Raw genomic sequence first — 11,333 nt, forward strand, 5'->3', positions numbered from 1 at the left:
ACACAAGTCTAAGGCCAGAGCGATAAAAACTAATTCTGGATGAGGCGATTCAAATATCGCTCAATCAGCAGCATAGCCACAATGTCATCAATAGGCACACTGGGCTGGCGTAGTCCCTGCGGTAGCAGCCGCTGTAGTCCTTTGGGGGGGTGAAGTTGCCAGTAGCGATCTCGTGCTTCTAAGGAAGAGTATCTTTCATCAACCAGAACGACTCGCAAAGGACTACTGAGTTGCGCCAGCATCTCTTTCCATTCGCTAGCTGAGGTTTGATCTCCCATGACAATTAGCGAAATAGGCAATTGCTTTTGTAGCTGTTCAACAGTACTCAAAACGGCTTCTGATGCAACGACAGACCGATGAAATAGCGTACGGTCTAATCCCATAACGGCTATTCCACATTTTTGACGTCCAGGATCGAATCCTAGAATGACAGGTTGAGAACACGTATCAGCTGTTGAAACCACAGAATTGATAGCCAAAAACGGTATTGACTTGTTTACTCATCACAACTGTTACAGCGGAATTCGCAGTCGTAACGTTATGTTACTTGATTGAGTCATTGTCCTCAGCATTAATCAGCACTAAGAGACGTTCAATCAAGACTACATTATCAATAACACTGGACTCTCTATTTGAGACGAGAGATGGCTGTGACGATCGGTCAAGGTGACTGATCCCCGATTGGGAACTTCTTGAACTGGCACAGTCGTCATGATTACCGCGATCGCTTTCCCTACTGCTGCCTGGATACATTAACGATCTTGCTGAAAGATAGCAGAGGTCATCGTTGGTTAATTGCTTATTCCTCGTTATTCTGCCGTGCCTGAAATTCTGCTTCACGCTGCTCAAGTTCTTCTCTTTCAATTTTGAGTTTACGTTCTAATTCTTGAATTTCGTCGCGGCGGGCAGCCGTTTCAAGGGCGCGGCGTTCAACCTCTTGGCTTTCCAAAGTTAGTGACTGACGCCACTGTTCAGCTCGTTCAGCTTCTTTAGCCAAGAACTCGGGCGTGATCCCCTGAGACAAAAACTCCTCAACTATGTTTACGAGCCAGGGAACTACATCCTCAACAGTCGTCACTTTAGAGAGGTCCTCTTCAATGTGCACAAGAATAATTGCCCCATTTCCAACGCCCAGGGCAATGTCTGTTTCTACTGATTTCTCCTTCGGGAGTTTTTCCCAAAGATAGTCATCAACCTGTCGTGCTAATAGTTGCAAGACAGCGTTTCCAAGGAAGGAGGCGCGCTCTACCTTTGCCAGATAACGCATGGATTTGGGATGGTTCCTATGGGTTGAGTATACCCTTACCACTGACTAAAGAGACTTACAGCGTCTCAGAGTCAGAAAAGACTGTGCCACAAAAACGATAGGCACACAGCATAAACCTAAGCGGGTCGCGATCGCAGTACAACACAGAGGAATTCGCGTGCTGCTGTTTCTGCTTCTTCATCTGTATGTAGACAGCGTTACAAGGGTCAGCTACTAACGTTCTTCACCCATTGACAGCTGTGTCTGGAACTATGAGTTATTCATTTTCTACACCTTGGACATCCGCTCAGACTGCTTTGTCAGCTTTGCGGGACGGTAATCCCACGCAGTTATCGAACTATGACCTGATTGAACGCTGCCGCCTTCAGCGACGCCCCGATAAGGTGACCTTTGCTGAATTAGTTAAGCGGTATCAGTCCTATGTTGAGCGACTGCTTTTCCATCTCGCTCCAGATTGGTCCGACCGAGCTGACCTGACCCAGGAAGTCTGGATCCGGGTCTACCGTAATTTACACAAATTACAAGAAACTGGACGCTTCAAGGGCTGGCTAGGTCGTATCACAACCAACCTGTTTTATGACGAGCTACGTAAGCGTAAGCGCCATCAGCCTCCTCTCTCTTTGGATGCCCCTAGAGTTTTGGAAGATGGAGAACTGGAATGGGAAGTACCTTCTGAAACTCCTAATCCTGTAGATAATCTCATGACTCAGGAATTCTATACGCAGCTTGAACACGCAATCTCGGAACTGCCGGAAGTGTTTCGAACCACGATTGTCCTGCGAGAAATTCAGGGACTGAGTTATGAAGAGATTGCTGATATTACCGGCGTATCTTTAGGAACTGTGAAATCCAGGATTGCTCGTGCCCGTCATCGGTTACAGAAGGATTTGGACGCATATCTCAAAACCGAGGCACTAGCGTAGTTTTCGAAGTGCGATTCGGGCTGTTCATGAAATCTTACTTAATCAGGATCTAATTTAATAAAAGTTGCCAGTATTATGGGGACTGGTCAAAAACAGAGGTGTTTTTCCATCGTGACTTCACCCTGTTTTTGTCTAGATGTTCTTTGCTGCGATTAGCGGAGTTCTTCCGGGTAAGCTAGCTGAGGTTATTCAGTGTGCCTTTGCTGGAACTCTGTTACCCCTAAAGAACGTCTATATTCTGTAGCTGAGTTCGTTTTGAACTCACGCTGTCAACGCCTAGTTTGGCAAAGAGCAACGATTAAGCTCCCTATCCTGTTTAGAGCACAACGCGATGAGTCAACATAGAGACTTAGACGTCACGAAACGCGATCGCTTCGAGTTGTTGAGCGCCTTCCTAGATGGGGAAGTGTCGCCAGATGAGCGTCGCTTAGTGATGGCCTGGTTAACAGATGATCCGGAAACACAGTGTTTGTATCGGCGGCTATTGCAGATTCGCCGAGGGTTTCAAACAATTGGATGTGAGCATTGGCAGACAGATCTGCCAGCTGATACAGCAACAGCAGTGGTTTCCAAACTAAACCGTCGATTCAAACTGACCTGTATGGCAGGCATGACGGCTGCTGCTGCCGCCGTGGTTGCCGTCTTCTCGGGGGCTTTGAATTACCCCATGGGCCAAATTGGCTGGACACCACAATCCATTTCTGCCAGCTCCGAAGACAGTTTACAAATTGCCCTCGATCAGCCTCCCATTGCCATTCCTAAGCCAGCGAGCGTCTCTGATATCGCGCCGATAGACTCGACCTTCTAAAACGTTCTGGGTTTAAATCTGCGTGAATTGACTGAGCATTGAAACTGAAGATACGAATAGGGGCTTTGTCATCAAAAAAACAAAGCCCCCATTTGCGTAGGTTTATTGTGATAGAGCAAATCTTATTGAATTGACTCACTCTTGGAAGCTACAACTGTAGCTGTCTAGGCGTTACGCTTAGATGCCACTGGGCGCTTAGCGCATCGTTAGATAGTTCACTGTCTTGTCCCAGCAGAGCCGACGACAGTCATACCAATAAAACTGGTTTAAGGACATCTCTAGGAAAGAATTGGTCGCTGGTAGGGTGTCATTAGCACAACGTGATGCACTACAGTCGAGTTTTGTATAGCGGCGGTATGCATTAGTCAAGCACATCCTATTCCCCATTCTTTACTCCCTCAAGACACTGATATGTACTTGACCAAGCTGCACAGGGCTATATTTTCAGAAATCTCTTAAGTGAAACCGACAATTCACCAAAACGAGTGGTGCCACTTATTAGGCATTCGTTTTAGTGATTGTTGTCTTGGAGGCCAAAGTCATGTGTTAACTAGTACATTTTGTCTAACACACATATAGAGTTTTTATTAATCAATTGAGAAAAAGTGCGCTATATTTAGCCTACTCAAATCGTCTTGCCCCTCAATATGGTTTCACAGCTTCGGGCACCTTTTTCTCAGCCTCCTAGGCAGTCGTCTGCTAAATCTCATCCGTGGCTTCATGTGATTGAAGGCACGATACAGGTCTTTACATCTCCTCATCGCAGTTTTTTTGCAAATGTCATGGTTCAAGCTATGCGCGTAGCTGGGCAGGGCCATGCTGTCCTAATTGCTCAGTTTTTGAAGGGGGGAATTGGTCAGGGCATTGAAAAGCCTATGCAGTTTGGTCAAGGCTTAGAGTGGTTGAGACCAAATATTCAGAGGTCGATCAAGGGTGCAGATGCAACGTTAGCAGAGCGCGAGGCGATCGCTGAACTGTGGCAACACGCTGAGATGACGTCTATGCGAGGCCAGTATACGTTAGTTGTGCTAGATGAGTTGAGTTTAGCTATGCAGTACAACCTGATTTCAGAAGCCTCTGTGCTCTCGTTTTTGGAGCATCGTCCTCCTCAAGTTGACGTTATTTTGACCGGTCCTGATATGCCCGAATCGCTGCTGGCGATCGCCGACCAAGTGACTGAATTTCGCCGACAATTTATGCCTTAGGGTGCAAATCTTGCTTGGTTTTATAACAGCAGCTTTCCTGTATAGCGTTTCTTTGAAGAGTTAATCAAATCTTGTGGAATACAGATGTAACGTAATAGATAAAATAGTATGCGTGCTTGATAACCTTCCCAAGCTCTTGATAGCCTTCTGACTCGTAAAAATTATTTCTCTGAAAGGTAATGATAATGCTTAAAAATGACAGATGGATTGTTGAACAAGCCCGCCAAGGGATGATTGATCCTTTTGAAGATACCTCAATCCGGAAATTGGATGATCGACATGTTATTAGCTATGGCTTATCGAGTTATGGTTACGATCTGCGATTGGCACCGAATGACTTTCGTGTTTTCAGGCACATTCCTGGAACAGTAGTAAACCCTAAAAGATTTAATCCAGAAAATCTAGAGAGCGTATCTTTACAGCATGACGTTGATGGCTCTTTCTTTATCATCCCAGCTAACTCATACGCATTGGGTGTCTCACTAGAGCGGTTGCGTATCCCACCAAATATAACTGTGATTTGCATTGGAAAATCCACAATGGCACGATGTGGAATAATTGCAAATATTACTCCTGCCGAAGCCTCTTGGGAAGGTTATCTTACTCTCGAGTTCAGCAATGCTTCCAGTGCTGATTGTCGTATATATGCCAATGAGGGTGTTCTGCAGTTGCTGTTTATAGAAGGTGAACCCTGTAGAACTACATATGCAGGTAGAGCTGGCAAATATCAGAATCAACTACAAAGGGTAACTTTGGCAAAAGCATGAAATCCGGTCTCTCGAATAAACTTCAAATTTTTTGGCTTGATACATGATGAAGCTCTTTATCGGCCTGTACTGAAGCTATATTATTAGCTTCCATAGAGCGTTTCTCTTGAATAGTTCTTACAATGTCGACTCCTAGAGCAAGGATACTCAGAAGAATTGCAATCACTGAGATAAGGGAGCCATTTGTTTCTATAGTATCTCTTGCTTTGTGAATCCAGGTTCTTCTAGGGCTTCCTGATATCTTTTTAGGGCCTTTTTTGTACGCCTTCGTGTCACCTCCCATACCTAAAATGTACAGAGTACAGAATTTTTGCCCTTTTTCAAGTGTCACAGTCCTTTTTCCAAGGTTAAAGACAGTGATTGAAAGCCTGCCTTCATATCCTGGATCTACTTTTGATGATGTGTTGGATAAACCTTCTTGAAGTAGTGAAACTTTAGGTACGATATGTCCAAATCTCGTTTTCGGAAATTGGAATCTCTCAGCAGTCTCTATAATGACTGCTGAACCTGGTTGAAGAGCAATTCTTCCATTACTCAGTAGTTCATGCTTTGTAGCATTTCTATGATCCTTGTATTCATCCCCAACTCTCAAGTCATAGCTTGCGTTGCATAGTTTTTTGTCGATGACTTGACTTTTATCGAGATCTTCGACAAAGATCACTTTGCTATCCAGTCCTCCGGAGTTTTCATACTCTTCTCGGCTTTCGACAATGGTTTTCTGGGGAGTATCAACAATGAAAGGTATTACACTCATGATCCTGAAGATTCAGCTGTGAAGAGGTTTCTGGCAAGTATTTTACCCATTTTGAAATATAAGAATCATATTTTTGGAGATTCTATAATTGCAGTTTATTTGACTGAATAATGTTAAGTAAGTTTAGAGCTAGACGAAGGTTTTTAGTATAAGAGTATTCTTGCCAAGAAGACTTTAACACTCAGAACTGTCATCTGGCTGTTCCAAAGCGCGTTCAGGCATAGAAGTATATAGGCTTCAGACTTCTTAACGTTTAAGGATGCTCTACTTCAACAGTCGAGACAGTTTTACTGATGAAGCTACAAGGTCTACAAGCAAACATTCTGATAGCTACCTATTTGAATCAAACTTAGCTTCCAAGCTGACATTAGTTTAACCACCTTTAGCAATGAAGGCTTTGGATTTTAGGCAATGTGAGGAGCCAATTTGTGTCCGAAGTATTGTCTGCTTATATCTTTTAGCTATGGGCAATTAATTGCCCTTTACCAATTCATCTCCTCAGAACCCCACGTACTGACGGGGCGCAGTAGCGTGGGGATTGGAGTTTCAGCTGGAAACTCCAGCAGAGTTTCGCGATCGCCCAAATAACCGGACATCGAAAACGACATCAGCATTCGGCAGAGTGCCACCCAAACAGATTCATCAAACTCCCAAGCCTGATCGAATCGAGCATTATCGGCAATTGATTTCAGTGCCCAAAAATAGCTATTCCTAACCACAGAACCTTGTTTTTTATAATTGGGGACATCATCTTGATGTAGGAATAAGATCGGCGATTCAAGTCGGCAATGCATATAGCGAAGCGAAAAATAGTAAATATGATCTATTAAACTATAGCTTTTGCTGACAAGATTCACCATGTGAGCAGTAAACCTCTCAGGTGTGGTGCCTATGAAGACACCCAAGTGTTCGATCCCTTAAGCTTAAAAGGCTTTGTGTTTTCAACATCCTTTCAAGTTTTATTCCGCTAAAGCTATGACACCAGCCGTTTGTGTGCAAAATTTGCACAAGGTTTACAGCAATACTCACGTCGTGAAAGACCTATCTCTAACAATTCAGCCCGGAGAAAGCTTTGGGCTGTTGGGGCCAAACGGTGCTGGAAAATCAACCACGATCAGAATGCTGACAACCTTGACGCAACCCTCCGAGGGCAATTTGGTTGTTGCTGGTTATGATGTGCAGCGCGATCCAATGAACGTGCGTCGCCAGATTGGTGTGGTCTTACAGCAGACGAGTGTAGATGATGATCTAACTGTATGGGAAAATATGGAATTTCATGGGCGTATGCACCATATTCTGAACCCTCAACGGCAGAAGCGCATCAATGAATGGCTATCCTTCGTGGAGCTCAGCGATCGCCGCGATAGTAAAGTCAAGACCCTATCCGGTGGGATGAAGCGACGACTTCAAATTGCTCGTGCTCTCCTACATAATCCCAAAATTCTCTTTTTAGATGAGCCGACAGTCGGTTTAGATCCTCAAACTCGTCGTCGCTTATGGGAAATTATTCGCAATCTAAACCATCAGGGCATGACAATGCTGCTGACAACTCACTACATGGAAGAAGTCGAATTTCTTTGCAACCGTATCGGTATTCTTGATCAAGGACAGCTCATAGAATTAGGCACTCTCCAGGAGCTAAAGCAGAAGCATGGAGAAGGAATCGTCATGAAGCAAAGAGGCGATCGCTGGGAATATACCTTCTTCCCAACCTTAGCTGAAGCGAATCATCATTTAGATAGCCAGCTTGATAAAACGGGAATGATGACTCGTCCTTCGAACTTAGAGGATATCTTTGTAGAACTTACTGGCCGAAATCTGGATTAACTGCCGCCATGCCCAAACTGGCAAGCGTCATTGAAGCTATTTTGTATCTTAAAGGACGTCCTTTAGACCTTACCCATATCGCGGAACATGCTGGCTGCGATCGCGATATGGCCGAAGAAGGCTTACTTGAGCTGATGAATGAATATGCCCATCGCGAGAGTGCTCTAGAAATTGTTGAGACTAAAGATGGCTATTGCTTACAGCTCAAATCAGGTTTTCGACATTTAGTAGATACCTTAATTCCTTTAGATTTGGGTGTTGGAGCTTTGAGGACACTGGCTGCGATCGCTCTTCGTGGTCCTATCAGCCAACCTGATCTGATTGATGTGCGAGGCTCAGGTGCGTATCAGCATGTTCATGAGTTAGTACGACTCGGTTTCGTCCGCAAGCGTCGACAGTCAGATGGACGTTCCTTTTGGCTGCAAGTGACTAGCAAGTTTCATCAACATTTTGAAATTGATGATTTGCCTGCTTTTACCCAAAAAGTAACTAAGTCCTCTTCAGTTCAGAATGAAAATGGTAAAGCGGTAGATGAAACTACAGAATTGATGTCAGAGTCTGAGGAGAATGTGATGAAATCTACGGAGGCGTCTCCCTAGGCAAATGACCATCATTTGTTAAAGTAGTACCACGCTTAGCCTATGGTGCGATGGAGACTGTTCAACAATTCATAAAGTCTGAAACCATTGACTATAAAGGCTATTGAGTGTTCAGCTAGCCTCACGACTGGAATAATTAAGTTATTCGATCTAAGGTTTTAAGGAGATAGGTAATCAGAGTTTCTATGACATTTAACCCTGAGCGCGTTGATTTTGTTGGTCTACACGGTGATGATGAGGCTGGCAATCAGCTCCTTCAATACCTCAAGCATCAGTCTCCTGAGGTGCTGAGTCGAGTCGCACAAGCCGTTACTCCTGAGATTAAGCAGATTATTTCTCAGAATGTACAGGGACTTATAGGAGTGTTACCCAACGATGGGTTTAATGTGCAGGTCACTACGGATAGAGAAAACCTCGCCGGTTTGCTTGCCTCTGCTATGATGACAGGCTATTTTCTGCGCCAAATGGAGCAGCGTATGGAGATGGAAGTTTCCTTGACGGGAGCAGTTTTTTCTGAAGAGGACGAGACTTAGCGACGCTGCAAATCCTCTTAGGCTATCTTCTAATTCAAAGCATAAACCTGACCGTCAAACAGAATTCGAGTAATTCCTTTGGCTTGTAGATAATCCTGCGTTTTGCTCAACATTGAGCCGTTGGGAACTTTAATAATACGCTGATTGCGACGGGCAAATCGGCGGGCTATTCGATGATTATCAAAAACGGGGAGCGTTCGAGCCTGCTCTTCTCCTGCCGGAATAATTCCAAGTTCCGAAAACTCTTTTAGCGGACAAGTGATGAGCTCTGCCAATCGATCCACGACAAGATAGCAAGGTTTTTTAACAGAGAAGTCGGAAAACGATAGGATGGCTAACTCTTCTGCACGAGAAGGAGAGTGAACTGTATCGTTGTCGTCATCAGTTTCTTCCTCCCACTCATCATCTTCCCATCCGTCATCTTCATCATCATCAGCGTAGTCATCTTCATTATCTAAATCTTCAGAAACCCAAGCTGCGGCTTCATTTCCAGTGACTTCCTCTGACTGCGGCGGCTGAATATCCTGTTCTTCGCTTTCAGTAACAGGATCAGGATTTGTCGTGGGAACAGCCGCCACCTTGTCATTTTCTGGAAGTGCCAAGGGCAACTGTGCTTCTTCTCCTGAGTCTTTGGTACTCGATTTGGCCGAGGTTGAACGACGACGAGAGCGTCTTGATGGGGATTTTTTTGCTTTTTCAGACTGTGTTTCTGGAGAATCTTCAGCTGAGGTATCGTTCACTTGAGGTGAATCCGAATCGGATTCTTTTAATGCTGCGGAAACAACTGCTGTCTCAGACGGCAAAATGTTGGTGTTGAGGCTGAGGTCGCCGCGTTCACCCCCTCGCTTCCACTGCATTAATTGGGTGTAATCGTCTTCCGATAAAATCTGCTTTAACACGCGACTGACTGTGCTACTGCTGACTCCAAACTTGCTAGCCAACGTAGAAGTCGTTTCTCCTCGCTGGCAGTAAATTTGGGTGATCTGCTTTTTGTCAGAGTCGGAAAGTTTACGGGGTGCCATGCGAGGATGCGTTATGCCTGTCTGCTGTGATTGCCTACCTATTCTACTGCTAGGTCGCTGTTCCGGGAGGACCCTTAGCAAGAGACGACTCTATGGTGTAGCTATAAGTCTGGTATAGACAAGTATCTTTCAGAATCAGGTTCCAGCTTTTACGATCGGTGCATTGCTTTTTCGACAGATCTTCCTATTTTTCTCATGAACTCTTAAGAAAGAACTTTTGGTCTGCTTAGAAAAAGATAAGCTTAAGGACTCACAACATTATTACGCTAAGGCTTTTACAGATTGAAACATGGAACTGGCTAATCGGGTTAGACAAGTTACGCCGTCGATGACTCTAGAGATTTCGGCGAAGGCAAAAGCAATGAGAGCGGCGGGCATTGATGTTTGTAGCTTTAGCGCTGGAGAACCAGATTTTGATACGCCTGCTCATATCAAGGAGGCGGCCAAACAAGCTTTAGACAGTGGTAAAACTCGGTATGGCCCAGCGGCAGGAGAGCCTGCCTTGAGAACGGCGATCGCCCATAAGCTTCAGCGAGACAATAACCTGAGCTATGAAGCTGGCAACATCATCGTTACCAATGGAGGTAAGCATTCTCTATACAGTCTAATGATGGTGGCGATCAATCCTGGTGACGAGGTCATTATTCCATCGCCCTATTGGGTTAGCTATCCCGAAATGATCAAATTGGCAGGTGGTAATCCAGTCATTATTCCAACAACCGCTGAAGCAGGTTACAAAATAACTCCTGCCCAGTTGCAGGCTGCTATCACCAAAAATACAAAGTTATTTATTCTAAATTCGCCGTCAAATCCGACAGGAACGGTTTATACGCCAGACGAGCTCGACGCTCTAGCGCAGGTCATTCTGAGTACAGACATTTACGTCGTGTCTGACGAAATATACGAAAAAATCCTTTATGACGGCGCCAAGCATCTCAGCATCGGGGCAATTAGTCCAGAAATGTTTGAGCGCACAATTATCAGTAACGGGTTTGCTAAGGCCTATGCGATGACTGGCTGGCGAGTCGGATATTTAGCTGGCTCCAACGAGTTGATTCAGTCCATGACAACTTTGCAGAGCCAAAGCACTTCCAATGTATGTACTTTTGCACAATACGGAGCGATCGCAGCTCTGGATCAGCCCCAAGGGTGCGTTGAGGCAATGCGACGGGCATTTGAGGAGCGGCGATCGTATATATTGCCAAGGGTGAATAATATTCCCGGACTTAGCGCCGCTAAGCCCAACGGAGCTTTCTATCTCTATGTTGATATCGAGAGCGTTGGATTACCTTCTTTAGAATTTTGCAGCACGTTGCTAGACGAAAAGCACGTCGCAGCAATACCAGGCATTGCTTTTGGAAAAGAAAGCACAGTTAGAATATCCTACGCCACCGACCTAGACACAATTCAACGTGGAATGGATCGCCTAGAAGCCTTTGTGCAATCCAGACTTTAGGGTCAACTCACATAGCCTGAAAAAAAGTTACCTGTCGTAGTTGACAGTAGAAGTGGTGGTAGTTATATTGGTAAAGCGCTCAAGGGAGTCAGCGCTGCGGGAGTAGCGATGGGTTCTTTGAGGAAAGCGAACCTCGACAGATTAATATTGAAAGCCAGAAAACCTAAATAGG

13 protein-coding genes are annotated in these 11,333 nt (G+C 44.9%); 8 read left to right on the plus strand and 5 right to left on the minus strand.

Going from position 1 to position 11,333, the window contains the following annotated elements:
• Nucleotides 1–29: 29 nt before the first annotated feature.
• Both ruvX and PN498_RS20965 read right to left on the minus strand, forming a co-directional pair.
• A complete protein-coding gene (gene ruvX, locus PN498_RS20960; RefSeq protein ID WP_272065355.1) occupies nucleotides 30–464 on the minus strand; it encodes a Holliday junction resolvase RuvX in 435 nt (144 codons plus the stop codon).
• 335 nt (nucleotides 465–799) lie between these two features.
• The gene (locus PN498_RS20965; protein WP_272065356.1) at nucleotides 800–1,216 is read right to left on the minus strand and encodes a hypothetical protein; all 417 of its coding nucleotides are present in this window, start codon (nucleotides 1,214–1,216) and stop codon (nucleotides 800–802) included.
• Between the two features lie 302 nt (nucleotides 1,217–1,518).
• Here PN498_RS20965 and PN498_RS20970 point away from each other — a divergent pair, with 302 nt between their 5' ends.
• From PN498_RS20970 to dcd, 4 genes are all read left to right on the plus strand, one after another.
• Nucleotides 1,519–2,190 carry a sigma-70 family RNA polymerase sigma factor gene (locus tag PN498_RS20970; RefSeq protein ID WP_272065357.1) on the plus strand — a complete coding sequence of 224 codons (672 nt, stop codon included), beginning with the start codon at nucleotides 1,519–1,521 and terminating at the stop codon, nucleotides 2,188–2,190.
• Between the two features lie 331 nt (nucleotides 2,191–2,521).
• Nucleotides 2,522–2,998, plus strand: coding sequence for an anti-sigma factor family protein (locus PN498_RS20975; RefSeq protein WP_272065358.1), 477 nt, complete (start codon nucleotides 2,522–2,524; stop codon nucleotides 2,996–2,998).
• Between the two features lie 782 nt (nucleotides 2,999–3,780).
• Nucleotides 3,781–4,203 (plus strand): cob(I)yrinic acid a,c-diamide adenosyltransferase, encoded by a 423-nt coding sequence (locus PN498_RS20980; RefSeq protein WP_272065359.1) that lies wholly within the window; start codon nucleotides 3,781–3,783, stop codon nucleotides 4,201–4,203.
• A gap of 185 nt (nucleotides 4,204–4,388) precedes the next feature.
• Nucleotides 4,389–4,970, plus strand: a complete 582-nt coding sequence (gene dcd, locus PN498_RS20985) for a dCTP deaminase (RefSeq protein WP_272065360.1) — start codon at nucleotides 4,389–4,391, stop codon at nucleotides 4,968–4,970.
• Between the two features lie 22 nt (nucleotides 4,971–4,992).
• On the opposite strand, the gene PN498_RS20990 is transcribed toward dcd, so the two are convergent.
• Nucleotides 4,993–5,724, minus strand: a complete 732-nt coding sequence (locus PN498_RS20990) for a dCTP deaminase (RefSeq protein WP_272065361.1) — start codon at nucleotides 5,722–5,724, stop codon at nucleotides 4,993–4,995.
• Between the two features lie 482 nt (nucleotides 5,725–6,206).
• Entirely contained in the window at nucleotides 6,207–6,443 is a 237-nt protein-coding gene (locus tag PN498_RS20995) for a hypothetical protein (protein ID WP_272065362.1), read from the minus strand.
• Between the two features lie 256 nt (nucleotides 6,444–6,699).
• On the opposite strand from PN498_RS20995, the gene PN498_RS21000 reads away from it, so the two are divergent.
• The 3 genes from PN498_RS21000 (at nucleotide 6,700) to PN498_RS21010 (ending at nucleotide 8,683) form a co-directional block, all read left to right on the plus strand.
• Nucleotides 6,700–7,551, plus strand: a complete 852-nt coding sequence (locus tag PN498_RS21000; RefSeq protein WP_272065363.1) for an ABC transporter ATP-binding protein — start codon at nucleotides 6,700–6,702, stop codon at nucleotides 7,549–7,551.
• Nucleotides 7,552–7,559: 8 nt separating this feature from the next.
• Nucleotides 7,560–8,150, plus strand: a complete 591-nt coding sequence (gene scpB / locus PN498_RS21005; RefSeq protein WP_272065364.1) for an SMC-Scp complex subunit ScpB — start codon at nucleotides 7,560–7,562, stop codon at nucleotides 8,148–8,150.
• 185 nt (nucleotides 8,151–8,335) lie between these two features.
• On the plus strand, nucleotides 8,336–8,683 hold the full coding sequence (locus PN498_RS21010; RefSeq protein WP_272065365.1) for a DUF760 domain-containing protein: 348 nt from the start codon (nucleotides 8,336–8,338) through the stop codon (nucleotides 8,681–8,683).
• 29 nt (nucleotides 8,684–8,712) lie between these two features.
• Here the strand turns inward: PN498_RS21010 and PN498_RS21015 are convergent, their stop codons facing one another.
• Nucleotides 8,713–9,705, minus strand: a complete 993-nt coding sequence (locus PN498_RS21015) for a helix-turn-helix domain-containing protein (RefSeq protein ID WP_272065366.1) — start codon at nucleotides 9,703–9,705, stop codon at nucleotides 8,713–8,715.
• A 289-nt stretch (nucleotides 9,706–9,994) separates the two neighbouring features.
• Between PN498_RS21015 and PN498_RS21020 the strand changes: the two genes are divergently transcribed.
• Nucleotides 9,995–11,161 carry a pyridoxal phosphate-dependent aminotransferase gene (locus PN498_RS21020; protein WP_272065367.1) on the plus strand — a complete coding sequence of 389 codons (1,167 nt, stop codon included), beginning with the start codon at nucleotides 9,995–9,997 and terminating at the stop codon, nucleotides 11,159–11,161.
• The last annotated feature ends 172 nt before the right edge of the window (nucleotides 11,162–11,333 follow it).

It is taken from the genome of Oscillatoria sp. CS-180 (assembly GCF_028330965.1).
Lineage (GTDB): Bacteria > Cyanobacteriota > Cyanobacteriia > Phormidesmidales > Phormidesmidaceae > Halomicronema.